The sequence below is a fragment of the Micromonospora sp. NPDC050695 genome (assembly GCF_040654415.1).
Lineage (GTDB): Bacteria > Actinomycetota > Actinomycetes > Mycobacteriales > Micromonosporaceae > Micromonospora.
This window is the reverse complement of record NZ_JBFAHZ010000001.1, coordinates 136736-160388: the sequence shown is the minus strand read 5'-3', so window position 1 is coordinate 160388 and position 23653 is coordinate 136736. Positions and strand designations below refer to the sequence as shown.

Sequence of the window (23653 nt, the reverse complement as noted above, 5' to 3'; positions counted from 1 at the left end):
CCGGTCAGGCTAGTGGCGGCCACCGACAGCCCGTGGACGGGCAGGCTGAAGGCTGCCCCCTTCCGGTGCGGGCGTACCGGCTAGTAGGTTCGGCGACGTGAGTGTCGCTCGGAGCATGGACCCGGATCAGCTCGGTTTCGACCCGGCGCGGTTGGCGCGCATCGACGAGCACTTCGGCCGGTACGTCGACGACGGCCGGCTGGCCGGCTGGCAGGTGGTGGTCACCCGCCGCGGCGAGGTCGCGCACTCCTCGACGTACGGGCTGCGGGACCGGGAGTCGGGTGCCCCGGTCGAGGCCGACACGCTCTGGCGGATCTACTCGATGACCAAGCCGGTCACCTCGGTCGCGGCGATGATGCTGTGGGAGGAGGGCCGGTTCGAGCTGACCGACGAGATCAGCCGCTGGCTGCCGGAGTTCGCCGACCTGCGGGTCTATTCCAAGGGTTCGACGCTCAAGCCGTACACCGTGCCGGCGGTCGAGCCGATCCGAGTCTGGCACCTGCTCACCCACACCGCCGGCCTGACGTACGGCTTCATGCAGACCTCGGTGGTCGACGGGCTGTACCGGGCCGCCGGATACGACCTGTACCCGCCGGCGGACGTCGACCTGGCGGGCGCCTGCGCGGCCTTCGGTGCGCTGCCGCTGCTGTTCCAGCCGGGCACCGCCTGGGGCTACTCGGTCGCCACCGACGTGCTCGGTCGGCTGGTCGAGGTGATCTCCGGGCAGAGTCTCGACGCGTTCTTCGCCGACCGGATCTTCGGCCCGCTCGGCATGACCGACGCCCGGTGGTGGGTGGACGGCGACGAGGCGGACCGGCTGGCCGCGCTCTACGTACCGAACCCCCGCAGCGGTCAGGCGGTCCGCCACGACAGCCTCGGCGCGCTCGCGTACCGCAAGCCCGGCCTGCTCTCCGGCGGCGGTGGTCTGATCTCCAGCGCCGCCGACTACCACCGCTTCACCTCTATGCTGCTGCGCGGCGGCGAGCTGGACGGGGTCCGCCTGCTCGGGTCACGCACGGTGCGGTTCATGACCCGCAACCACCTGCCCGGCGGACAGGACCTGGGCACCCTGTCCACCGGCGGCTTCGCCGAGACGACCCTGGACGGGATCGGCTTCGGGCTCGGCTTCGCGGTCACCGGCGACCCGATCCCCAGCCGGGTCCCGAGCAGCGTCGGCGAGTACTACTGGGGTGGGGTGGCCAGCACCGCGTTCTGGGTGGACCCGGCCGAGGAGGTCACCGCGCTGCTGTTCACGCAGCTGATGCCGTCGAGCACGTACCCGCTGCGCTCGCACCTGCGCCAGCTCGTGTACTCCGCCCTGGTCGACTGACCGGCAGCGGTCAGTCGGCGAGGCGGGCGGGGAAGCCGCCGGTGGCGATCGGGCCCCACGAGTCGATGGTGACCCGGATCAGCGACTTGCCCTGGCGCACCATCGCCGCGCGGTAGTCGTCCCAGTCCGGGTGCTCTCCGGAGATGCTGCGGAAGTACTCGACGAGGGGCTCCAGCGCCTCGGGCAGGTCCAGCACCTCGGCGGTGCCGTCGATCTGCACCCAGGGGCCGTTCCAGTCGTCGCTGAGCACGCAGGCCGACACCCGGGGGTCGCGGCGGATGTTCGTCACCTTTGTCCGCTCGGGGTAGGTGGAGACGACCAGCCGACCCTGCTCGTCGATGCCGGCGGAGACCGGGGACGACTGCGGGCGGCCGTCGGCCCGGGTGGTCATCAGCACGACGCGGTGTCGCGGACGGAGGAAGTCGAGCAGGGTGTCCCGGTCGACCCGGGTGTTCTTCGCGATGCTGCGCGCCATTCCTCGTTCCTACCAGGCTGACGGCGCCGAGGTGGCGGCAGGGCGACGGCGACGGGTCAGCGGGGCGGGGCCGCCGTGCGGTGCACGGCCTGGGTGGGCACCCGGGGGCGGCCGGACGGGCGCCAGGCCCGGCCGTTGGCGTAGATCACCCGGAAGCCGAGGTACGAGGCGAGCGGCGCCCAGTGGGCCGAGCCCATCCGCAGCTCGGCGGCATTGTGTCGTTGCCCGTTGGCCAGCACGTCGAGGAGCACGGTTTCGAAGGCCGCCGATTCGACCCAGTCCACTTCTCGGGTGAAACCGCAGATCAGAGCGGCTCCGGTGACGTCCAGGAACTCGCGCAGCACAGCGTCCGAGGCGCGCAGCACGGAACAGCTGCCGAAATAGAGTCGGCGTCCCTCGCACCGGCCGGCCATCAGATCGGCGACCTCGCTCAACTCCACCGACTGCCAGTCGGTGAGGCAGAGTCGGCTCGGCTCGCCGTGCATGGCGAAGAAGCCGACGCGGTGGTCCGCGTACTGCTTGAGCAGCCACCGGTCCAGGAAGTAGAACAGCTCGTCGCGGGTGGCCGCGTCCTTGTGGATGAAGCGGATCTTGCCGAGCCGCTCCAGCAACTCGAGGGTGGGCAGCACCGAGCCCCGCTCGTTGAGGTCGCGGTGCCACTGACCCTCGACACAGAAGACACCACCGCGTGCCACGTGCACCTCCGCCAGTCCACCGCCCGCGCTGACGGTACCGCGCGCCGGACGCCGAGGAACATCACCCTCGGTGGGGTCGATTGTGACGTTCGGTGGCACTTGGTCAACTCAGGGGTGATCGGGAGTAAATGGCTGTTTCGCAAATCAGCCGAATTCACAGCCAAGGCCCAGGGATCACGGTTCGTGAGGACAATTCTCGTTAATTGCCGCCAACCGCCGCGATCAGTGCGAGGGTGGAAATCGCGGGACGCCTCGGTCGATGTCCCGAAGCCACCCCATTCGCTCTCCTATCGGGAGGACTTCTGTGCGCGTAAACACCTGGAAGCGAGCCGCCGTCGCATTCGCCCTGGCGCTGCCCGGGGCAGCGATCGCCGCGGTGGTCGCCGCGCCGGCGGCGCATGCGGACGGCTGCTACACGTGGAACCGCACCCTGACCCAGGGGCGCTCGGGCGACGACGTCCGCCAGCTGCAGATCCGGGTCGCCGGCTGGGCCGGCTACCGGGACATCGTGGAGAACGACGGCCGCTACGGACCCAAGACCGCCGCCGCGGTCAAACGGTTCCAGCAGGCGTACGGGCTACGCGCCGACGGGATCGCCGGCCCCCAGACCTTCACCAAGCTGTACCAGCTACAGGACAACGACTGCACGCCCGCCCACTTCAGCTACAGCGAGCTGGACAACGGGTGCGGCGCAAGCGGGTGGAGCGGCGGCCCCCTGTCGGCGGCCCAGACCAAGCAGAACGCGCTGCGCACCATGTGGAAGCTGGAGGCGCTGCGCAAGAGCCTCGGCGACAAGCCTCTCAACGTGTCCAGCGGATTCCGTAGCCGCACCTGCAACGACCAGGTCGGCGGGGTGTCGGACAGTCAGCACCTCTACGGCAACGCGGCCGACGTCACCTCGCGGACGTCGTCGCTGTGCCAGGTCGCCCGCGGTGCCCGCAACAACGGCTTCAGCGGCATCTACGGGCCGGGCTACCCCGACCACGACGATCACGTGCACGTCGACTCGCGGCGGGAGAACAACAGCGACCGCAGCTCGAACACCACGAGTTGGTCCGCGCCGGACTGCGGCGTCGGCAACTGAGCTGATCGGCCGGAGCGACGTCGGCCCGACGCGGAGGGGGAATCTTCGCGGCGGGCCGACGTCGTGTGCCCCGGGTCGGGCGGGCGGAGGGGTGCCGCGCTCAGCTCGCCCGGGGCCAGCGCGGCGCGGTGACGGGGGGAGTCACCGGCCGGCCAGCAGCGGTCGGTCGTACCCCGGGCGGGACGACCCGCGCGGCCTGCTGCCGCGACGGCCCGGTCGCCGTGAACGGGAAGGGTACGTGCACGAACGGGTTGCCGTGCCGGATCAACGCCTCGATCTGCCGCTCGTTGAGCCCGTGCGTCTCCAGCACCCGCCGCCCCCAGCGGTGCAGGCGGCACGGGTAGGAGGCGCCGTCGTTGCGGCACAGCGGCCCGGTCGGCCACTCCTCGGCGGTGTGCACCACCACCGCCCGGACCGCGAGCCGAACATCCTCGGGCGTCAGCGGTGCCGGCACCGGCACCTCACCCAGTACCTGATCGATGGGATCCGTCGACTGCTCACCAACTCGCACGGCAGGCCTCCCGCAGTTCGGCAGCGGTACGGCGGACCCACCGCACCGACATCCTCTGCCATAGGTACGGCCGGCACCGGACGAAAGTTCAATTCCCCTACGCGGTAAGCAGATCCTCCGCAGCGGAATGACACGGATGAGGTTGCTCAGACGAGGCCGGCGTCGTGGACGAGCAGGGCCACCTGGACCCGGTTGTTGAGGTCGAGGCGGGTCAACAGCCGCGAGACGTACGCCTTCACGGTCGCCACGCTCATGAACAACTCCCCCGCGATCTCGGCGTTGGTACGGCCCCGACCCAGCGCGACCGCGACCTGCCGCTCCCGCTCGCTGAGCCCGCTGAGCAGCCGCGAGGCACGCTCGCGGCGCGGGTCGGGACCGGCCGGGGTGCCGGGGGCGGTCACGTGGGCGATCAGCTTCCGGGTCACCGACGGGGACAGCGTCGCCTCACCGGCGGCCACCCGACGTACCGCGTGCACGATCTCCGCCGGCGGAGTGTCCTTGAGCAGGAACCCGGCGGCGCCGGCACGCAGCGCCCGTAACACCTGCTCGTCGGCGTCGAAGGTGGTCAACACCAGCACCTCCGGTGGGTGCGGCTGGGCGCGCAGCGCCTCGGTGGCGGTCAACCCGTCGACCCGTGGCATCCGGATGTCCATCAGCACCACGTCCGGGGCGTACGCGTCGACCGCGGTGGGCACCTCAGCGCCGTCGGCCGCCTCGCCCACCACGGTCAGGTCCGGCAGGCCGCCGAGGATCATCGAGAGCCCGGCGCGGACCAGTGCGTCGTCGTCGACGATCAGCACCCGCACCGGCGACGCGACCGGTTCCCCCGCCGGGCCGGAGGGCCCGGCCACGCCGGAAGGCCCGCCGGACGGCCCGGTCACGCCGGCCACGGCAGCGACGCGGCCAGCCGGAAGTCGCCCGCGTCGTCGCGGCCGTACGCCACCCGGCCGCCCGCGAGGGTGACCCGCTCGGTGATACCGACCAGGCCGGTGCCGGCCCCCGGGAGGGTGTCGCCGGCCGGTGCGCCCACCGGCCACCGGTTGCAGATCGCCACGGTCAGCCCGGTGCCCGGCCCACCGGCCAGGTCCACCGTGACCACCGCCCCGGCCGCGTGCTTGCGGGCGTTGGTCAACCCCTCCTGCACGATCCGGTACGCGGCCCGGCCCAGCGCGGCGGGCACGTCCTGCGGCGCGACGACGCCGTCGTTCACGTTCACCCGCACCCCGGCCGCCCGCGACTCGGCGATCAGGGCCGGCAGGTCGGCGAGGGTGGGCTGCGGCGGTTCCGGGGCGTCGCCGCCGCCCTCGGCCCGGAGCACCCCGATGACCTCACGCAGGTCCTGCAGAGCGGCGTGGGCGCTGCCCCGGATCACCCCGGCGGCTCGGGCCACCTCGTCCGGCGGAGCGTCCGGGCGGAACTCCAACGCGCCGGCGTGCAGGCTGAGCAGCGAGATCCGGTGGGCCAGCACGTCGTGCATCTCCCGGGCGATGCGGGTGCGTTCGAGGTGGCGGGCCTGGGCGACCCGGAGCTGCTGCTCCGCCTCGGCCCGCTCGGCGCGCTCCCGCAGCGACACGATCAACTGCCGGCGGGCCCGGACGAACATCCCCCAGGCCAGCACCGAGAGGGTGATCACCACACCCCACGACACGGTGGCCCAGTACGGCCATGCCGGGTCCGGGCGCAGCCAACTGAAGACCAGGTTGGTGAGGAGGCCGACACCGGTGATCGCGATCGCGACGGCGGTCCGCCGGTGCACCACCACGGTGAAGTACATGATCAGCAGCGGGACGGCGGCGGCCAACGAGAAGAGGGTGAGCGGCAGGGTGGCCACCGCCAGCCCGAGCGGCCACCGTCGGCGCAGCCAGAGCAGCCCGCAGCAGGCCAGCCCGAGCAGCGCGTCCGCGCCGACCATCCAGTCGTGCGGCAGCGGGATCGCCGTCTCGGGAGCCGGCGACAGGCTGTCGACGGTGACGAACAGCACCCAGAGCAGCCCGAGCAGGAACGCCAGGCCGTCCACGATCCAGTCGCGGGTGGTGCGACGCGGATGGGTACGCGCACGGTCGACCGGCACGGCCAGCTCCCCTGGCAGCAGCCAGGGGTGCTCCGGGACGGCGACGCTGGTCACGCGCCCATGCTAGGCAGCACGGGCGCCGACAACCAGCTACCAAAGTCGAGACCCCGCGGTCGACCAAGGTCGGTGCGGCACCGACCGGCGGCCGCTGCGGATGGCCGGGCGGCGCGGGCACGCTCGACCGCATGATCACCGTGGAGAACCTCACCAAGCGGTACGGGCCACATCCGGCCGTCAACGACGTGTCCTTCCACTGCGAGCCGGGCACCGTCACCGGCTTCCTCGGCCCCAACGGCGCCGGCAAGTCCACCACCATGCGGATGATCACCGGGCTCACCGCGCCGACCGCCGGTCGCGCCACCGTCGCCGGCCGCCCCTACCGGGAGCTGCCCAACCCGGGACGGGAGGTCGGGGTGCTGCTGGACGCCTCCGCCCAGCACGCCGGGCGCACCGGCCGCGAGGCGTTGACGCTGTCCGCGTACACCATGGGTCTGGACCGGCGCGAGGTCGCCGCGAAGCTCGACCTGGTCGGGTTGAACGCGGTGGCCGCCAAGCGGCGGGTACGGGCGTACTCACTGGGCATGCGCCAGCGGCTCGGCCTGGCCCAGGCGCTGCTCGGCGACCCCCGGGTGCTGATCCTCGACGAGCCGGCCAACGGCCTGGACCCGGAGGGCATCTTCTGGATGCGCGGGCTGCTGCGCGACTTCGCCGACCGGGGCGGCACCGTGCTGCTCTCCTCCCACCTGCTACGCGAGGTGGAGGCGGTCGCGGACCGGCTGGTGGTGATCGGGGGCGGCCGGATCGTGGCCCAGGGCGACAAGAACGAACTGCTCGCCGGTGGCGGCACGCTCGTGCGGGCGCGCGACGGCGCGGCGCTGCGTCGGGCGTTGGACGCGGCCAACCTCAGCGCCGCCGACGGCACCGACGGCCTGCTCGTGCAGGCCGACGCCGAGACGGTCGGCCAGGCCGCCGCGGACGCCGGCGTCGCGCTGGCCGAGCTGCGGCCCGCCGGCAGCGGTGGCCTCGAACAGCTCTTCCTCACCCTGACCGCCGGCGAATCCACCAAGGAGGCCGTCCGATGACCACCACCACCGCGCCCGCCGCCGGCGCCGTCGCGCCCCGGCAGCACGCCCCGGCAGACCGGCCGTCGCTGGTCCGGCTCACCGTCGTGGAGCTGCGCAAGCTCGTCGACACCCGGGCCGGCCGCTGGCTGCTGATCACCATCGGCCTGATCGCCGCCGCGATCGTCACCCTTCAGTTGATCTACGCGAAGGACGCCGACCAGACGTTCGTCAACTTCTTCACGCCCTCGCTGCTGCCGGTCGGGGTGCTGCTGCCGGTGCTCGGCATCCTGTCGATCACCAGCGAGTGGTCGCAACGCACCGCCCTCACCACGTACGCGCTGGTGCCCCGCCGGGAACGCGTCGTGGCCGCGAAGCTGATCGCCGTGGTGCTGACCGCGCTCGCCTCGGTGCTGGCCAGCCTGGCCATCGCCGCCGCCGGGACGCTGGTCGCCGGTGCCACCGGCGGCGCCGGCACCTGGCGGGTCGAGGCCGCCCTGATCGGCAACGCGGTCATCTTCCAGGTGGCCAACGTGCTGATGGGCGCCGCCTTCGGCCTGCTCCTGCTGAACCCGCCGCTGGCCATCGTCGGCTACCTGCTGCTGCCCACCCTCTGGTCGGTGCTCAGCGAACTGGTACGCCCGCTGCGCGGCCCGGCCGGCTGGCTGGACACCAGCCGGACCATGGAACCGCTCTTCACCGACCACCTCACCGGCGGGCAGTGGGGCCGACTGGCCGTGTCGCTGCTGGTCTGGCTGGTCCTGCCGATGGCCGCTGGTCTGGTCCGGACGCTCCGTCGCGAGGTGTCCTGAGCATGGCCGGCGACGGCTACGGCCCACGCACCGTGGTCACCGGCGGGCCGCTGGAACTGGCGGTCCTGTGGGGCGGCTTCCCGCTGCTCGGCGCCGGCGCCGGATGGCTCCTCGCGGCCACGACGGGCTGGCTCGCCGGCCTGCCCTGGGTGCCGTTCCAGGATTTCATCACGCTGCTGGACCGGCTGCCCGAGCCGCAGGCCACCATCGGCACGACCGCGGTGGGCGTCCTGGGCGGTCTGGTCGTCGGCGCGATCGGCACCGCCGAGCGGCTGATCGTCACCGTCGACGCGGCGCAGGTCCGGCTGCGCCGCGCCGGCAGCGACCGGAGCGTCGCACGGGCGGAGACCCGGGTCGTCTTCGTCGACGACAAGCACCTGGTTCTGCTCGACGCCGACGACGCGGAACTGGCCCGGGAATCGACGGACCTGCCGACCGCCCAGCTCGCGGCGGCGTTCCGCACCCACGGCTGGGGCTGGGCGGACGCCGACCCGCACCGGTCGGCGTACCGACTCTGGGTGCCCGACCTGCCCGGGTTGCCCGCCGGCGCGGACGCCCTGCTGCGGGCCCGCGAGCGGGCACTCGGACGGGACCGCCGCGACGACGCGAGGGAGCTGCGCCGCGAACTCGGCCGCATCGGGGTGGTGCTGCGCGACGAGGGCAAACGACAGTACTGGCGGGCCGTCACCCCGAGGTCGGGCCGGCCGACTTCGGCCGAGCGGGAGCCCGGAGGGCGGTAGCGTTCGTCCCAGAGATCCTGGGAGCGCGCGATGACCGAACAGCAGCCGTACCGGGTGGTGTCCCGACACCCCGGCTTCGAGCTACGCCGTTATCCGGCCCACCTGGTCGCCGAGGTACGGGTCCAGTCGTCGTTCATCCGGGCGCCGATCGAGGCGCTGCGACCCCTGGCCGGCTACATCGGCGGCGCCAACCGGGTCCGCCAGCCGATCGGGACGACCACCCCGGTGACGCGGGCGGCCCCCGGGACGACGAGGATCGCGATGACCGTACCGGTGGTCCAGGAGGAGGGTGAGCGGCCGGGCGCGTACCTGATCCAGTTCGTCATGCCAGCCGCCTTCACCGCCGCCACCCTGCCCGAGCCGGTGGATCCCCGGGTCCGGATCCGGGAGATCCCACCGCAGCTCGCGGCCGCGGTGCGCTTCTCCGGCCGGTGGACCGAGCGGGCGTTCGGCCAGCGGGCCACCGTGCTCGGCCGGTCGGTCACCGCGGCCGGCCTGCAACCCACCGGTGCCATCCGGTACGCCCGCTACGACCCGCCGTGGAAACCGTGGTTCCTGCGCCGCAACGAGGTCGTCCTGCCGGTCGTGGAGTGAGCCGCGCTACCTCGGCGGGCCGGGCCGGTGGCCGAGCGCGGCCGGCCAGGCCAGCAGCAGCGCCATGCCGAGCCCGGCGAGCAGCCCGGCCAGCGAGAGCAGCACGTCGGAATCGGCGGAGTTGATCGGGCTGTTGCCGGCCAGCGCGGTGAACGTCGGGCCGATCGGCAGCAGCCCCATCATGGCGACACCCGCGACCAGCAGCATCGGCACCGGCCCGACCAGCGAGGCGAAACCCGCCAGGGTGTGATGCCGCCAGACCGGCCGGCCTCCCGGCCAGTCCCAGGCCAGCAGGGTGACACCGGTGAGCAGCACCGCGCCGAGGGCGACCATCGGCAGGATTCGCGTGCCGGGCGGGACCGCCCGGATCAGCGCGACACCGGCGACGGCGACCGCGCCGAGCCCGGCGGCCAGCAGGCCGCGGCTCCGCGTGCGGGCCGGGGCCGCCGCCAGGGCGGCGACGGCGGTCAGGGCGACCAGGAGTACGCCGGTCACGAAGGCCGCCGGGGTCAGCTCCGGCTCCCGGTCGGTCGGTGACTCGATCCCGGCGGCCACCACCGCGAGCACCCCGGCCACGCAGGCCGTGCCGGTCACCGCCCTCCGGTCGGTGCTGGGCGGCGCGCCGCGCTCCCGCCACGACAGGACCGCCACCAGCGCACCGAGCACCGCGCAGCCGCCCGCGGCGAGCAGCACCGTCGACGGCGTACCGGCCGGGTCGGACCGGTCGATCGCCACGTCGGCCGCGATCCACACACCACCGAGCACCACCGCCGGGCCGCTCCACCTCAGCTGCCCCCGACCGGCCAGCAGCAGCCCGAGCACCACCGCGACGATCGCCACGAACCGCAGGTCCCGTGCCCAGTAGGCGTTGTTGCCCGGCAGCCGCTCCGACCAGGGGCCGATCGGCTCGGTCAACGGTTGCAGCACCGTCATCCCGACCGCCCAGAGCAGCACGGCGGCACCGGAGAGAAGCAGCCCGATCGGGCGCGCGGATCGCATTCCTGGACGGTAGCCGTCAGAGGCTCGGCCCGGCAGCCCGCACATCTCGGGCCGGTCGCCCTACGCTGAGCGGGTCGGCCCGCACCGAGGAGGAGCCCATGACCCGGTACGTCGCCCTGCTGCGTGGGGTCAACGTCGGCACCACCCGGCTCGCGATGGCCGACCTGCGCCGGATCGTCACCGACCTCGGGCATGACGACGTCCGGACGTACCTGCAGAGTGGCAACGTGGTGTTCGGCAGCACCGTGCGTGACGCCGAGAAGCTGGCCGGCGGGATCGAGCGGGCGCTCACCGACGAGCTGGGCCTGACCGTGCCGGTGCTGGTGCGCAGCGCCCGGGAGCTGGCGGCGGTGGCCGGCGGCAACCCGTACGCCGAGGTCGAGGCCGACCCGACGAGGTTGCTGGTGGCCTTCCTCGCGACCGCTCCGGCGAAGGCCACAGTGGACGCGCTGACCGTGCCCGGGGGCGAGAACGTGGCGTTCACGGTGACCGGCCGGGAGGTCTACCTGCATTTCCCCGACGGCGGCTACGGCCGGTCGAAGTTCACCAACGCGTACCTGGAGAAGAAGCTCGCCGTCGTGGCCACCACCCGCAACGGGAAGTCGGTGCGCACCCTGGCCGACATGGCCGCCGCCTGAGCCGGCAGCGGCCACGTCCGCAGGCACCGGTCAGAAGTGGTACGCGGTCTCGTACTCGGGCACCAGCACCCGACTCCGCGGTGAGATCCGGCGCACCGCCGCGATCATGTCGTCCAGGCGGGCGCGGTCGGCCGGCGCGACGACCGGCGGGTTCCGCAGCGGGGTCTCGAAGTTGTCGTAGTGCACCGGCACCACGACCTTCGGGTAGTCCAGGCCGGCCAGCAGCCGGGGCAGGTAGTCGCCGGTGGTGGTGGCGCTCTGCATGGCCACCATCGCCACGTCCGGCGCCAGCCCGGTGAGGTTGCGCTCGGCGACGTCGCTGGCGCCGGTGAAGTAGACCGACGGACCGTGCTCGACCCGCAGCAGGTAGCCCAGCGTGTCCCCCTCCGGCAGGTCCTCGATGGTCGCGGGCAGCGCCGGCTGGCTCACCCGCACCCCGGGGAACGCCACCGAGTACGACGGGTTGCGGCTGTGCAGCGAGCCGACCACCTCGATGGTGTGGTCGCCGAAGTCGAGCACCTCCCCACCCTTCACCGCGCTCGCTGCGGGCGCTGCTGGACGAACTCACCACCCGAGCACCCGGCCTGGACGTGGAGCTGCACGAGCTGACCACCGCCGAGCAGGTACGGATGCTCGGCGAGCGAACCCTGGACGTGGGTCTGGTGCACCATCCGGTGACGGCCGACGGGCTGCGCTTCGGCGCACCGGTCGACGTACCCCTGGGGGGTGTTGCTGCCGCGCGCCTCGCCGCTGGCCCGCGGCCGGGAGGTGCCGCTCGCCGCGCTGGCCGGCCTGGACCTGGTGGCCGCGCCCCGCGCCACCGCGCCCGGCTGGCACGACCACCTGCTGGCGGTGTGCCGCCGGCAGGGCTGGCGACCGGCCCGGGTCCGACCGGCCCGCAACCCGGAGTTCCTGTTCGGGTTGGTGCTGGCCGGCGGCGCGGCGGCCGTGGAGCCGGCGACGTTCGCCCGGCGGGAACCTCGGATCGCGTGGCGACCGATCGCCGACACGCCGGTGGTCAAGCGGACGTCCGCGGCCTGGCCGCACCGGTCGGCGCATCCGGCCGCGCCGATGGTCGGGCAGCTCGCCGCCGAGGTGCTGGCCGCCGCCGAGCCCACCCCGCTCGCGCCGCCCTCCGCGGCGGGGGCGCGGCCGTGGCCGGTGCTCTTCGACACGACAGGGTGAACCGAACCGCCGTTGTGCTCGTCACCACGATTTGGGCGGTGAATCGCCCACCCGCGCGGGTATGGATGAACAGGTAACGAAAAAAGCGAAGGAGCCGCAGTGGCCAACACGATTCCCGACATCAGCCTGAACGACGGCACCACCATTCCGCAGCTCGGCTTCGGGGTGTACCAGATCGAGCCGAAGGACACCGTCGCGGCGGTGACCACCGCGCTTGAGACGGGCTACCGGCACATCGACACCGCAGAGATGTACGGCAACGAGGCCGAGGTCGGCGAGGCGGTGCGCATGTCCGGCCTCGACCGGGCCTCGGTGTACGTGACCAGCAAGCTGAACAACGGCTTCCACCGCCCGGACGACGCGCGCAAGGCGTTCGACTCGACGCTCGCGGCGCTCAAGATGGACTACATCGACCTGTTCCTGATCCACTGGCCGCTGCCGACGCTGTACGACGGCGACTACGTCTCGACGTGGAAGGTGCTGGAGGAGTTCCAGCGCGACGGCCGCGCCCGCTCGATCGGTGTGTCGAACTTCCAGGTGTCGCACCTGCAGCGGCTCGCCGACGAGGCGAGCGTCGTGCCGGCGGTCAACCAGATCGAGGCGCACCCGTACTTCACCAACGACGAGGTTCGCGCGTACGGCCGCGAGCACAACATCCTGACCGAGGCGTGGTCACCCATCGCGCAGGGCAAGGTGCTGGACGACCCGGCGGTGGTCGACATCGCCGAGCAGGTCGGCCGGACCCCGGCGCAGGTGGTGCTGCGCTGGCACGTGCAGCGCGGCGACATCATCTTCCCGAAGTCGACCACCCCGAAGCGGATCGAGGAGAACACCCGGATCTTCGACTTCCAGCTGGACGACGCGGCGATGGAGCGGATCACCGACCTGAACAAGGGCGAGGCCGGGCGGCAGGGCCCGAACCCGGACACCTTCGCCTACGTCCCCCGCTGACCGCTCGCTCCAATGCGTGATGCCCCACAGTCATCTTGATGACTGTGGGGCATCACGCTCGTTGCGGTGCGGCTCCCCCGGACGGCTCAGGTGCCGACGCGCTCGGCGAGCCGACGGAACACCGCCTGGGTCGGCGAGTCGGGCGCGGGCACGTAGACGATCAGCCGCTGCTCGGTCTCCGGCACCAGCAGCACGCGGCACTCGAACTCCAGCGACCCCAGGTCGGGATGCGGCACCCGGTTGACGATGGGACGGCGTTCCTCGACGTCGTGCTCCGCCCAGAGCCGGGCGAACCGGGGCGAGGTGCCCAGCAGCTCGGTGACCAGCTCACGAATCGCCGGATCGCCCGGGTAGCGGCCGTAGGCGGCCCGCAGGTCCGCCACCGTGCTGTGCACGAACCGGCGTGCGTCGGCATCGGTCCAGTGCGCGTCGGTCACCGGCTGGCGGAACGTCCAGCGAATCATGTTGCGGTCCGCGTCCGGCACGGCCGCGAGATCTCCCACGAAGTACGTGGCCAGACGGTTCCAGGCCAATACCTGGTACGCGGCGCGGCCCCCGGCCCTGCTCCAGCCGGATGTAGTAGTCGATCGACATCCCGGCGAGCTGGGCGACCTCCTGCCGACGCAGGCCGGGGGTGCGCCGACGTACCCCGTCGGGGAGGCCGACCTCGGCGGGGCGCAGGCGGGCGCGACGGGTACGCAGGAACGCCGCCAGCTCGTCACGCCGCAGGCCGCTGCTCGTCATGCGTCCAGCATGCCCGGGGCAGGACCACCCAGGGTGGTACCGCCGGTCCCAGCCTCGGCCGGGCTCTTGGTGACCGGCGTGAACCGCCCCGCCGACCTCAGCCCCCGGTCGGCGGGGCGGCCAGGTCGAGCTGCCAGTCGTTGGAGCGCATCATCCGCCCCGGCGGGTACTCGAAACTCGTCTCGCCGAGCAGCGTGAACCCGGCCTTGCGGCAGACCGCGTTCGAGGCGTAATTGTCGACCGACGGGTACGCGTGCGCGTAGCGCCGGTCCCGCCGGGCGCGGGCCACGTCGAGCGCCGCGCGCACCGCGACGGTGGCCAGCCCCTGCCCCCGGTACGCGGGCAGCACCGCCCAGCCCAGCTCGTACACCGGCTGGTCGCGCCACTCGCGGGCCCAGTAGCCGACGCTGCCCACCCGCGCGCCGTCCGGCAACACCAGGGTGAACATGCACCCCTGCCCGGTGTCGGCGAAGTGCACGTACCGGTCGTGCCGGGCGAGCACCTGCTCGTCGGTCTCCGGGCCGCCGGTGTGCTTGCGGGTGTCCGGTGAGTTGAGCTGTCGCAGCAGGTCGAGATCGCTCTCACTCCACGGCTCGATGTGTGCCTGTGCCATCCGATTCCCCCGTCCGTCGACCCCAGTCAAGCCGATCCCACCGACATCGCGGCCCCAAAACACCGCCCGCTAGATCCGATCTAGCGGGCGGCGGCCGTCACCTCGCGCCTTCAGGAAGGGAGGAGGTGACGATGTGACACCGTTGCGGATCGCCGTGATCGTCGGCAGCACCCGGGAGGGGCGGGCCGGCGACCGGGTCGCCAACTGGTTCGTCGAGCAGGCTGAACGGCACGACGACCTGACGGTGACGGTCGTTGACCTCAGCGAGTACGACTTCCCGGCCAGCTACCCGGCCGCGCCGACCGCGTCCATCAAGGCCTTCGTGCACGAGGTGGGCCGGGCCGACGCGTTCGTCGTGGTCACCCCCGAGTACAACCACAGCTTCCCGGCACCCCTGAAACAGGCGATCGACTATGCGTACGACGAGTGGCAGGCCAAGCCGGTCGGCTTCGTGTCGTACGGCTGCCGGTCCACCGGCCTGCACGCGGTCGATCACCTACGGACGGTCTTCACCGCGTTACACGCGATGACGGTGCGCGACGTCGTCGGTATCGACCTGCTCGCCGGCGAACCGACACCGCAGTGCACCGACGAGCTGAGCCACGACGCCGGCGTCCTGCTCGACCAGCTGCGCTGGTGGGGTCTGGCGCTGCGCGACGGGCGCGCGGCACGGCCCTACGTCTCCTGAACACGCCCGACGAAAGGTAAGGATCATGAATAGACGCACCACCGGCCTGGCCATCGAGGCCGAGGGTCTCACCCGCTCGTTCGGGGAGACCCGGGCGTTGGCTGGCATGGACCTTCAGGTCCCCGCCGGCACCGTCTACGGCCTGCTCGGCCCGAACGGGGCGGGCAAGACCACGGCCGTCCGGGTGCTCGCGACGCTGCTGCGCCCCGACGGCGGCACCGCCCGGGTCTTCGGGCACGACGTGGTCACCGAGGCCGACAAGGTCCGCAGCCGGGTCAGCCTCACCGGGCAGTACGCCTCGGTCGACGAGGACCTGACCGGTACGGAGAACCTGGTGCTCCTCGCCCGCCTCCTCGGCCTGCCCAGGCCGGCCGCCCGTGAACGCGCCGCCGCCCTGCTCGCCGCGTTCGGTCTGACCGAGGCGAGCGACCGGCAGGTGAAGAAGTACTCGGGCGGGATGCGGCGGCGCATCGACATCGCCGCGAGCATCCTCAGCACGCCCGACCTGCTCTTCCTCGACGAGCCGACGACCGGTCTGGACCCGCGCAGCCGCAACCAGGTGTGGGAGATCGTCCGGGCCGTGGTGTCGCACGGGACGACCGTGCTGCTGACCACCCAGTACCTCGACGAGGCCGACCAGCTCGCCGGGCGGATCGCGGTCGTCGACCACGGCCGGGTGATCGCGGAGGGCACCCCGGGCGAGTTGAAGTCGTCGGTCGGCTCCGGCACGGTCCACCTGCGACTGCGCGACCCCGGTCAGCGGCCCCAGGCGGAGAAGGTGCTCCGGGATGCGCTCAACGTGCCGGTGCAGCTCCCCGCGGACCCGGTGGCGTTGACCGCGCGTGTCGGCGAGGCCGGCAGCGACCTCGACGCGAGCGCGCAGGCCGCCCGCGCACTCGGCGACCTGGCCCGCGCCGGCATCGTCGTCGACGACTTCTCCCTCGGCCAGCCGAGCCTGGACGAGGTCTTCCTGGCCCTGACCGATCACCCGGCCGTGTCGGCCGACGAGCACGACGACGAGCTGGAGGCAGCCCGATGAGCAACGCGACCACCACCACGACCGAACGCGCCCCGTCGGTCTACGTCCCGTCCGCCGAGGCGCTGGCGACCGTCCTGGCACCGGGTGCCCGGCCGCCCCGACCGAGCGCGCTGGGCGCGTCGCTGACCTTCGGCTGGCGGGCCCTGCTGAAGATCAAGCACGTGCCGGAGCAGCTCTTCGACGTGACCGCGTTCCCGATCATCATGGTGCTGATGTTCACGTACCTGTTCGGTGGCGCCCTCGCCGACAGCCCGCGCGACTACCTGCAGTTCTTCCTGCCCGGCATCATGGTGACCAGCGTCGTGATGATCACCATGTACACGGGTATCGGCCTCAACACCGACATCGAGAAGGGCATCTTCGACCGCTTCCGCACGCTGCCCGTGTGGCGCCCGGCCGCCCTGGTCGGCATGATCTTCGGCGACGTGCTGCGCTACATCCTCGCCGCCCTGGTGATCCTGGGCGTCGGGCTGGCGCTCGGGTTCCGCCCCGGAGGCGGGGTCGCCGGAGTCGCCGCCGGGATCGGACTGCTGGTGATCTTCTCGTTCGCGTTCTCCTGGGTGTGGACGTTCTTCGGGCTGATCCTGCGCAGCGAGAAGTCGGTGATGGGGGTCAGCATGATGGTGCTGTTCCCGTTGACGTTCCTCAGCAACGTCTTCGTCGAGCCGAGCACCATGCCCGGCTGGCTCCAGGCGTTCGTGAAGGTCAACCCGGTCACCCAGCTGGTGGCCGCGGTCCGTGCGGTGATGGACGGCGCGTCGGACCCGTCGGCCATGATGTGGCTGCTGGCGTGGAGCGCCGGATTCGTGCTCGTCTTCGGCACGCTGACGATGTACCGGTACAACCGCCGCTGACCCGGTCGGCGGGTTTCAGAGCTGCCAGTGCGGTGGGTTGGCGGGCAGGTAGCGGCAGGTGTTGCCGGTGGAGACGGATTCGCGCAGGTGGCCTGCGAGGGCCGGGTGCCGGTCGTCGAGCTTGCGCAGCGTGTCCCTGATCCGCGCGGTGACCGTCTTGCGGGCCCGCTCGGCCTCGTCGCCCAGCCGGCGGCTCCGGCCGGCCAGCCCCGCCGCGGCGCGCAGCTCGTCGAGCAGCGCGCCGCGCTCGGCGTCCAGTGCGGCCACCTTCCGCTCGTCGTCGCGTGCGGCGGCCCGGTCGATCTCCTCATCGAGGCGTGCCAGGTGCCGCCGGTAGCGGGCCTTCGCCTCGTCGTCGAGGATCGGGTCGCCGCCCATCCGGCGGGCGGCCACCAGCTCCGGGCCGGCGGCCGGGTCGAGCAGCTCGACCGCCGGCACGTCGCTGCCGGGGCGGCTGAGCAGCAGGTGCAGGTCGTGCAGCCCCTTGGCGTCGGGCAGGTGCACCACGACACCGGCGTACGCGAGCTGCCACACCGGCCCGTCGCGCCGAAACTCGTACCCCTCGATGGCCGGCGCGACGGCCTGCCGTGCGGGGCTGGCCTGGGCCGCGGCCGGGGTCGGGTTGGCGAGCCGGTGCGGCACCTGCGTCATGCCGAGGGCGGTGGCCTCCCGGGCGGTGGTGGCGCGCAGCTCGGCCAGCGTCGCGGCGTCGCCCGGGTGGCCCCGGCCCGCCACGGCGTTGGCGAGGCCGGCCCGGGCGATGAGCGACCAGGGCCGGGAGCCCATCCGGTCGGCGGAGTCACGGGCGGCCGTGAAGCCGGCGATGGCGTCGTCCCAGCGTTCCTGGGCGGCGTCGATCAACGCCAGCCAGTGGTCGACGGGACCGCTGATGTCGCAGCCGAAGAGCCCCACCGCCCACTGGCCGCGGTGCGGGGCGAGCGCGGCCCGCACGTCGTCGCAGCGGCGCGGGTCACCGGACGCGGCGGCGACCTGCGCGCGTAACCGCAGCCAGAGCGGCGACACCGGACGCGGGTAGCGGGTGCCGGTCGCCTCGATGCCGGCGGTCAGCCGGATCGCCGTCTCGGCGTCGCCGCCTTCGGCGGCGGTGATGGCCCGCAGCAGCTCCCGGTAGGGGTAGTCGATGGGGGCCAGCGCGTCCAGCAGGGTGCCGGCCTCGGCGAACCGGCCCTGGAGCACCAGCCGGGACCAGCGCAGGTGATGACCCATGAACCCGAACTCGGCGTGGCTCGGGTCGGCGACGTCGGTGATGTCGGTGAACCGCTCGTCGGCCTCGGCGAAGTCACCTCGGAAGGCCGCGATGATCCCGCTGTCCACGGCCGCCGCCATCCGGTGTCGGGCGAGGTCGCCCTGCTCGTTGGCGGTGACGAAGGTGGTGAACTCGTCGACGAATCGGGGGTCGCCCAGCTCCAGGAGCGCCACCCAACGCAAGGAGGTGGCCCACAGCTCGGTTTCCCGGTCTCCCGTACGACGGGCCACGTCCCGGATCTCGGTGGTCAGCGCGGCACGGGCCGCCGCGGTGCCCAGCCCCCAGGTGGTGTCGTGGCGGGCCCAGAGGCTGAAGGTGAGTGCCTCGTCGTCCTGCCCTCGCCGGGCGATGGTCTCGGTGGCGGTGATCAGGTCGGCGATCAGCGTGCCGACCGACGCGGTGGCGTCCGGCTCGCCGATCAGTTGCCGGTACGCCTCGCGCACCAGCTCCGCCGCCTCGACGGAGTCGGCGGTCTCGACCTGGCGGGCGCGGTTCACGATGAGGGCGACGCGGGCCAGCAGCACCGGGTCGTCGAGTGTGCGGGCCAGCGTCGCGGCCTCGGTGAGCAGCTGGCCGGCCTCGTCCCGGCCGGCGTGGTGGTATTGCGCCTCACCGAACTCGACGAGGATCCGCACCCGTTGCGCCCGGTCCTCGACGACTTCCAACGCCCGGCGGAAGTGCACGGCCGCCTCGTCGGTGGCCAGCCGGGCGAACGCGTCCCGGCCGGCGGCGACCAGCAGGGTGGCCACCCGGGCGCGGTCGAGCGCGGGGCCGGCGAGGTAGGCGTGGCGGGCGAGGTCGGCCGGGACCAGTCGATCGGTGAGTTCGCGGAGGTCGTCGACGGCCCGGACGACGTCGGCGTGCCGGGCCTGCCGGTCGTCGTCGGTCAACCCGTCGTAGAGGGTTTCCCGGACGAGGTCGTGAGCGAAGGCGAACCGGCCGCCACCTCGGGCGGCCACCAGCCGGGCGGTCACCGCCCGGTGCACCTCGTCGGCCAGGCCGGCGTCGGGCTCCCGTCCGGCCGTCCGTGCCATCAGGGCGGCGACCTCGTCACGGGCCAAGCCGGTGAGCGTGATCGTGGTGGACTTCGCGACCAGCGGCATGAGCAGTGGGCGCAACGGATGTTCGCCTGACTCGACCTCGGCGTCGCGGTAGGTGCCGATCAGCAGCAGCCGCTCGAACCAGGTGTGCTGGGCGGCGAACCCGAGCAGCCGCAGCGAGGCCGGGTCGGCCCAGTGCAGGTCGTCGAGCACGACCACGACCGGCCGGCGCTGGGAGACGGCGACCAGCGCGGCGGTCACCGCGTCGTACAGGGCGAACGCCTCCTGGTCGGCGACGTCCCGGCCGGCGTCCTCGGGCGCCCAGCCGTCGGCGAGCCTGCGCAGGTCGTCGGTGCTCGCCGTCTCGCCGAGCAGGGCCGCGAGGGCTGGTTCCGCGTCGGGCCGTGCGACCGCCCAGTCGTCGGCGGAGCGCCGCAGGGCGCGCAGCACCTGCACCCACGGCCAGTAGCCGGGAGCGCTGTCGGAATCCCAGCAGGCGGCGCCGAGCACGAGCGCGCCGCGCTGGCGGGCCTGCCGCGCCGCCGACGTGACGAGGGTCGTCTTGCCGATGCCGGGCTCCCCGGTGACCAGGACGAGACCCCCGTGGCTGGTGGCGGCCCGGTCCAGCTCGGCGCGCAGCAGACCCGCGGGGTGATCCCGCCCGATGATGGCGTCGCCGAGCCGCGCGTCCATGGTTTCCAGACGGTACTGGAACGCTCCGACAGCGCGGGCGCGGTTGGTTTGGCGTACCCGGCGTTCTCGGCGCGCTCGACCTCGCCGTCTCAAGGGCGGGGTGGGGTTGTTGCGGGCCCTTTGGAGTTGATGCCGTCGACGAATCAGGCCGCGTCATTACCTAAAGTTCCCTAGCCGAGCTACCGTAGGGAACGATGACGGAAGACATGTACTCGGTGGAGCAGGTCGCCGACCGGCTCGGCCTACACGTGCGGACGGTGCGCGGCTACATCCGCTCGGGTCGGCTGCGGGCGGTGCGGATCGGCAAGCAGTACCGGATCGCCGCCACCGATCTCGACGCGCTCACCGGGCAGCGCCCGGCGGCGACCAGCGTCGTCGGGCCGGCGGAGGTGTCGAGCATCGTGCAGATCGACGGGGTCGACCGGGCCGCCGCCGACCGCCTCGGCACGCTCATGTTGGCCAGCGCCAACACCGGCCACGATCAGGCCAACCCGCTGCGGGTGCAGACGGTGCACGACGAGGAGCGCCACCGCTTGAAGATCATCATTTTGGGTGCTCCCGCCGCCACCGCCGAACTGCTGCACCTGCTCGACGCCGTCCTCAACGCCGACAACGGCCTACTCGACCGGGAGGTCCCCGATGCCTGACGAGATCCAGAAACGCGCGGGCGTGCAGGTGCTGGTCTGCGACCCGGCCGGACCGACCGTCGCCACCGAGCAGGACGCGCTGGACCTGATCGGCGCGGCCTTCGCCGGCGCCCAGGTGGTTGCCGTGCCGGCTGACCGCTTCGACGAACGCTTCTTCTCGCTGGGCACCCGCTTCGCCGGCGAGGTGATGCAGAAGTTCGTCAACTACCGGCTGCGCCTGGCCGTCGTCGGTGACATCTCGGCGCGGCTGGAGGGCAGCTCGGCGCTCCGCGCCCTGGTGCACGAGTCGAACAAGGCCGAGCACATCTGGTTCGTCCCCGACCTCGACGCCCTCGACGCCCGTCTCCGCGCCACGGCGTAGCGCCATCTCCACCGCGTCCGTTTCCACGCCCCGGGCCTGGCCCTGAGCGGCCGCCCAGCGCAGATAGGCCAGCCACTCCTCGGCCGACCAGCCGTTCCGGCGGCCCACACCGGCGTCGGCGGGGAGGCGGCTGGCGACGACGCCATATCGCGGTATCGAGCACGCTCTGCCCGACCCGGATCCGCAGCACGGTCAGATCGGCGGGTCGAACGCACCGCCGGGTACGGGGCCGGGCAAGCTGTTCGGCGCTGGTGACTAGCCGCCCGGTGACCGGGTACGCGCGAGCCATGGGTAGCCACAAGCAGAACAAACACGACAGCGGCGGCGAGTCGGCGCGAGGCCGGCGGCATTCGGGCAGCGGCGCTCCGGGCCGCCAGGGCTCGACCATGGAACACTCGCCCGACCAACGGCACCGCCGTACCGCGACCGGCCCGGCCGGCACCGAGGGTGGCCTGGGCCGGGCCAAGGTCTCGGGCGACGGGCGGATTCAGCGCCAGGGCGGCTCCTGAGCCGATCAGTCGATGGTGCGGCCGCACCGCGCGTTCGCGGGGCGGCCGCACCGGTTGAGCGGTTTCCTACGCCGTCGCGCAGATGGCGTACGCCGTGTCGGACCAGTTGCCGGCGAACGCATCCTCCTCGTACGCGCCCGAATCGACGGTTGTCGGCGCGGTCGCGGGGCCGCCGTTGGGGCGGAAGTCGTCGACCACGCCCTCGCCGGTGACGCCGTTCAGCTCGTAGCCGGCTCCCGTCATCACCTTGCCGGCCGGGCAGCCCGCGACGACGCTGCGGAAGTCGAGGGAGTTGCTGGCACCGACCGTGGACGCCCGCACCAGGCCGGGCAGCGGGTTCGCGCAGATCGCGTACGCGGTCACCGACCAGTTGAGCGCGGTCGCGTCGGCCTCGTACGCGCCGACGTTGACCGAGGTCGGCGCCGCGGCCACGCCGCCGTTGGGGCGGAAGTCGTCGACCACGCCCTCACCGGTGACGCCGTTCAGCTCGTAACCCGTGCCGGTCAGCACCTTGCCGACCGGGCAGGCGGCGGTGGTGGAGTGGAAGTCGGCCGAGTCGCTGACGCTGGCCGTGGAGACCCGCACCAGGCCGGGCAGCGGGTTCGCGCAGATCGCGTACGCCGTCACCGACCAGGTGCCGGCGAACGCCTCCGCCTCGTAGGCGCCGACGGTGACGGCCGTGGGCGCGGTCGCCGGGCCGCCGTTGGGGCGCAGGTCGTCGACGACGCCCTCGCCGGTGACGCCGTTCAGCTCGTAGCCGGTGCCGGTCAGCACCTTGCCGGCCGGGCACGTCGCCGTGGCGCTGTGGAAGTCGGCGGAGGTGTTGACGCTGGTCACGGCGATCCGCACCAGACCGGGGACCGCGGCGGACGCCGGGCTCGCCGGGGCGACCACCGCCCCGGCCACGACGAGACCGAGCACGAGTACGGACGCTCGCCGGGTCTGCTTCTGAGCACGCATGTGTTTCTCCCGTCAGAGGCCCCGCGGCGGCCGTTGGGTCGCCGACGCCGAGGCCGTTGGTGATGACAGGGTTCACGGTAGGTAGTCGACTGACCAGGCATTATCTTCAAGCCGACTACGTCGTGTAACGGACGAGGCCCGTCCACATATTGACATGTGGCTATGAATTAGCTCCGGATCGCCCTAGCATTCGGACCATGTCCGCTCGCCGTGTCATCGCCGCCGTCGCCGTAGCCACGGTGGCGAGCCTGCTCGCCGTCAACGCCGCACGCGCCGACGGCCCGGCGATCAGCACCCCCGGCAGCCCGACGGTGGTGGTGAACCAACCTCACCAGCTCACCCTCAGCTGGGCACCCTCCACCTGGATCGGCGATCCGGCCGCCGAGCAGCCGATCAACTACGAGGTGCAGGTCCCGCTGGGCCCCAACACGTACCGCTGGCTCGGCACCACGACCGACACCACGATCACGCTGACCGACCTGGCGCCCGGCACGACGTACCGGATCGCGGTTGCCGCCCGCGCACTCGGCGGCTACTCCGACAGCTCGCCCGCCACCACCGTGCGCACCGCCTCCGGCCGCGCCACGGTCAACTACCTCAACCTCGACTGGGCGCCGACGAACAACCAGATCCAGCACCTCCTGCGGGTCACCAACACCGGCACCGGACCACTGGACCTGACGACCGTGCGGGTGCGCTACCACCTGCGCTTCGAGGGCGGCAACACCTCGCTGGTGCCGAACTGTGACTGGGCGACGCTGGGCTGCGACAGGATCCGGCAGACCGTGCAGTTCTTCATCCCACCGGGCGCGCCGTCGACGATGTCGACGCCAGCGCCGCCCTACCCGCCGCCGGGCACGCCCGTCCCCGGCTGGGTCGAGCTGACCTTCACCAGCGGGACGCTCGCACCGGGCGCGTCGACCGGGCCGATCCAGCTACGGCACCACCGGCACAGCTGGAGCGACATCGACGAACGCGACGACCCGAGCTGGCTCCCCGCCACCGGCCAGTGGACCGAGAACGGGCGGATCACGCTGGACGTCGACGGGGTACGCGAGTTCGGTGACACGAACGCCTGACGTACCCATTCGT

The 23653-nt window shown here is 72.6% G+C and carries 27 protein-coding genes and 2 pseudogenes; 17 read left to right on the top strand and 12 right to left on the bottom strand.

Going from position 1 to position 23653, the window contains the following annotated elements; genetic code table 11:
• Positions 1-97: 97 nt before the first annotated feature.
• Positions 98-1330, top strand: coding sequence for a serine hydrolase domain-containing protein (locus AB0H52_RS00805; RefSeq protein WP_151487565.1), 1233 nt, complete (start codon positions 98-100; stop codon positions 1328-1330).
• 10 nt (positions 1331-1340) lie between these two features.
• Here the strand turns inward: AB0H52_RS00805 and AB0H52_RS00800 are convergent, their stop codons facing one another.
• Entirely contained in the window at positions 1341-1805 is a 465-nt protein-coding gene (locus tag AB0H52_RS00800) for a PPOX class F420-dependent oxidoreductase (protein WP_357944310.1), read from the bottom strand.
• A 56-nt stretch (positions 1806-1861) separates the two neighbouring features.
• Complete coding sequence (locus AB0H52_RS00795; protein WP_151487567.1) at positions 1862-2500, bottom strand: DUF6642 family protein; 639 nt, start codon at positions 2498-2500, stop codon at positions 1862-1864.
• Between the two features lie 304 nt (positions 2501-2804).
• On the opposite strand from AB0H52_RS00795, the gene AB0H52_RS00790 reads away from it, so the two are divergent.
• The gene (locus tag AB0H52_RS00790; protein WP_151487568.1) at positions 2805-3584 is read left to right on the top strand and encodes a D-Ala-D-Ala carboxypeptidase family metallohydrolase; all 780 of its coding nucleotides are present in this window, start codon (positions 2805-2807) and stop codon (positions 3582-3584) included.
• 100 nt (positions 3585-3684) lie between these two features.
• Here AB0H52_RS00790 and AB0H52_RS00785 read toward each other — a convergent pair whose 3' ends face one another.
• The 3 genes from AB0H52_RS00785 to AB0H52_RS00775 all read right to left on the bottom strand — a co-directional run bounded on the left by AB0H52_RS00785 (position 3685) and on the right by AB0H52_RS00775 (position 6220).
• A complete protein-coding gene (locus AB0H52_RS00785; RefSeq protein ID WP_151487569.1) occupies positions 3685-4095 on the bottom strand; it encodes a hypothetical protein in 411 nt (136 codons plus the stop codon).
• A gap of 146 nt (positions 4096-4241) precedes the next feature.
• A complete protein-coding gene (locus AB0H52_RS00780; RefSeq protein ID WP_151487646.1) occupies positions 4242-4946 on the bottom strand; it encodes a response regulator transcription factor in 705 nt (234 codons plus the stop codon).
• Between the two features lie 26 nt (positions 4947-4972).
• Positions 4973-6220, bottom strand: coding sequence for a histidine kinase (locus tag AB0H52_RS00775; RefSeq protein WP_151487570.1), 1248 nt, complete (start codon positions 6218-6220; stop codon positions 4973-4975).
• A 131-nt stretch (positions 6221-6351) separates the two neighbouring features.
• Between AB0H52_RS00775 and AB0H52_RS00770 the strand changes: the two genes are divergently transcribed.
• From AB0H52_RS00770 to AB0H52_RS00755, 4 genes are read left to right on the top strand one after another with little or no spacing between them, the layout of a single operon-like run.
• A complete protein-coding gene (locus AB0H52_RS00770) occupies positions 6352-7248 on the top strand; it encodes an ATP-binding cassette domain-containing protein (protein ID WP_151487571.1) in 897 nt (298 codons plus the stop codon).
• Positions 7245-8039: an ABC transporter permease gene (locus AB0H52_RS00765; protein ID WP_151487572.1), complete on the top strand. Its 795-nt coding sequence runs from the start codon at positions 7245-7247 to the stop codon at positions 8037-8039. The genes AB0H52_RS00770 and AB0H52_RS00765 overlap by 4 nt, the downstream gene beginning before the upstream one ends.
• Positions 8040-8041: 2 nt before the next feature.
• Positions 8042-8779: a hypothetical protein gene (locus AB0H52_RS00760; protein WP_151487573.1), complete on the top strand. Its 738-nt coding sequence runs from the start codon at positions 8042-8044 to the stop codon at positions 8777-8779.
• A gap of 30 nt (positions 8780-8809) precedes the next feature.
• Positions 8810-9373 (top strand): heme-binding protein, encoded by a 564-nt coding sequence (locus tag AB0H52_RS00755; RefSeq protein WP_151487574.1) that lies wholly within the window; start codon positions 8810-8812, stop codon positions 9371-9373.
• Between the two features lie 6 nt (positions 9374-9379).
• Here the strand turns inward: AB0H52_RS00755 and AB0H52_RS00750 are convergent, their stop codons facing one another.
• A complete protein-coding gene (locus AB0H52_RS00750) occupies positions 9380-10372 on the bottom strand; it encodes a hypothetical protein (RefSeq protein ID WP_151487575.1) in 993 nt (330 codons plus the stop codon).
• 98 nt (positions 10373-10470) lie between these two features.
• Here AB0H52_RS00750 and AB0H52_RS00745 point away from each other — a divergent pair, with 98 nt between their 5' ends.
• Positions 10471-11010, top strand: coding sequence for a DUF1697 domain-containing protein (locus AB0H52_RS00745; protein ID WP_151487576.1), 540 nt, complete (start codon positions 10471-10473; stop codon positions 11008-11010).
• Between the two features lie 30 nt (positions 11011-11040).
• Here AB0H52_RS00745 and AB0H52_RS00740 read toward each other — a convergent pair whose 3' ends face one another.
• On the bottom strand, positions 11041-11544 hold the full coding sequence (locus tag AB0H52_RS00740) for a hypothetical protein (protein ID WP_357944301.1): 504 nt from the start codon (positions 11542-11544) through the stop codon (positions 11041-11043).
• A gap of 8 nt (positions 11545-11552) precedes the next feature.
• On the opposite strand from AB0H52_RS00740, the pseudogene AB0H52_RS00735 reads away from it, so the two are divergent.
• The 3 genes and pseudogenes from AB0H52_RS00735 to AB0H52_RS00725 form a co-directional block, all read left to right on the top strand.
• A pseudogene (locus AB0H52_RS00735) lies at positions 11553-11705 on the top strand (LysR substrate-binding domain-containing protein); the annotation flags it as partial.
• A gap of 31 nt (positions 11706-11736) precedes the next feature.
• The gene (locus AB0H52_RS00730) at positions 11737-12195 is read left to right on the top strand and encodes a LysR substrate-binding domain-containing protein (protein WP_357944298.1); all 459 of its coding nucleotides are present in this window, start codon (positions 11737-11739) and stop codon (positions 12193-12195) included.
• 99 nt (positions 12196-12294) lie between these two features.
• Complete coding sequence (locus tag AB0H52_RS00725) at positions 12295-13146, top strand: aldo/keto reductase (RefSeq protein ID WP_151487577.1); 852 nt, start codon at positions 12295-12297, stop codon at positions 13144-13146.
• 86 nt (positions 13147-13232) lie between these two features.
• Here the strand turns inward: AB0H52_RS00725 and AB0H52_RS00720 are convergent, their stop codons facing one another.
• From AB0H52_RS00720 to AB0H52_RS00710, 3 genes and pseudogenes are all read right to left on the bottom strand, one after another.
• Complete coding sequence (locus AB0H52_RS00720) at positions 13233-13679, bottom strand: hypothetical protein (protein ID WP_225854074.1); 447 nt, start codon at positions 13677-13679, stop codon at positions 13233-13235.
• Positions 13680-13752: 73 nt separating this feature from the next.
• A pseudogene (locus AB0H52_RS00715) lies at positions 13753-13890 on the bottom strand (transcriptional regulator); the annotation flags it as partial.
• A 97-nt stretch (positions 13891-13987) separates the two neighbouring features.
• Positions 13988-14503, bottom strand: coding sequence for a GNAT family N-acetyltransferase (locus AB0H52_RS00710; RefSeq protein WP_151487578.1), 516 nt, complete (start codon positions 14501-14503; stop codon positions 13988-13990).
• 133 nt (positions 14504-14636) lie between these two features.
• On the opposite strand from AB0H52_RS00710, the gene AB0H52_RS00705 reads away from it, so the two are divergent.
• The 3 genes from AB0H52_RS00705 to AB0H52_RS00695 are packed head-to-tail and all read left to right on the top strand — an operon-like array spanning position 14637 to position 17084.
• A complete protein-coding gene (locus tag AB0H52_RS00705; RefSeq protein WP_151487579.1) occupies positions 14637-15191 on the top strand; it encodes an NAD(P)H-dependent oxidoreductase in 555 nt (184 codons plus the stop codon).
• A 25-nt stretch (positions 15192-15216) separates the two neighbouring features.
• Positions 15217-16230 carry an ATP-binding cassette domain-containing protein gene (locus AB0H52_RS00700; protein ID WP_151487580.1) on the top strand — a complete coding sequence of 338 codons (1014 nt, stop codon included), beginning with the start codon at positions 15217-15219 and terminating at the stop codon, positions 16228-16230.
• Positions 16227-17084, top strand: a complete 858-nt coding sequence (locus tag AB0H52_RS00695) for an ABC transporter permease (protein ID WP_151487581.1) — start codon at positions 16227-16229, stop codon at positions 17082-17084. The genes AB0H52_RS00700 and AB0H52_RS00695 overlap by 4 nt, the downstream gene beginning before the upstream one ends.
• Positions 17085-17099: 15 nt before the next feature.
• Here AB0H52_RS00695 and AB0H52_RS00690 read toward each other — a convergent pair whose 3' ends face one another.
• Complete coding sequence (locus AB0H52_RS00690; protein ID WP_151487582.1) at positions 17100-20084, bottom strand: AAA family ATPase; 2985 nt, start codon at positions 20082-20084, stop codon at positions 17100-17102.
• A gap of 194 nt (positions 20085-20278) precedes the next feature.
• Here AB0H52_RS00690 and AB0H52_RS00685 point away from each other — a divergent pair, with 194 nt between their 5' ends.
• The 3 genes from AB0H52_RS00685 to AB0H52_RS00675 all read left to right on the top strand — a co-directional run bounded on the left by AB0H52_RS00685 (position 20279) and on the right by AB0H52_RS00675 (position 21601).
• On the top strand, positions 20279-20731 hold the full coding sequence (locus tag AB0H52_RS00685) for a helix-turn-helix domain-containing protein (RefSeq protein ID WP_151487583.1): 453 nt from the start codon (positions 20279-20281) through the stop codon (positions 20729-20731).
• Positions 20724-21092: a DUF4180 domain-containing protein gene (locus tag AB0H52_RS00680; RefSeq protein WP_151487584.1), complete on the top strand. Its 369-nt coding sequence runs from the start codon at positions 20724-20726 to the stop codon at positions 21090-21092. The genes AB0H52_RS00685 and AB0H52_RS00680 overlap by 8 nt, the downstream gene beginning before the upstream one ends.
• A 287-nt stretch (positions 21093-21379) precedes the next feature.
• Positions 21380-21601: a hypothetical protein gene (locus AB0H52_RS00675; protein WP_151487585.1), complete on the top strand. Its 222-nt coding sequence runs from the start codon at positions 21380-21382 to the stop codon at positions 21599-21601.
• Positions 21602-21667: 66 nt separating this feature from the next.
• Here the strand turns inward: AB0H52_RS00675 and AB0H52_RS00670 are convergent, their stop codons facing one another.
• On the bottom strand, positions 21668-22561 hold the full coding sequence (locus tag AB0H52_RS00670; protein ID WP_357944290.1) for a hypothetical protein: 894 nt from the start codon (positions 22559-22561) through the stop codon (positions 21668-21670).
• 197 nt (positions 22562-22758) lie between these two features.
• On the opposite strand from AB0H52_RS00670, the gene AB0H52_RS00665 reads away from it, so the two are divergent.
• On the top strand, positions 22759-23640 hold the full coding sequence (locus tag AB0H52_RS00665; RefSeq protein WP_151487587.1) for a cellulose binding domain-containing protein: 882 nt from the start codon (positions 22759-22761) through the stop codon (positions 23638-23640).
• The last annotated feature ends 13 nt before the right edge of the window (positions 23641-23653 follow it).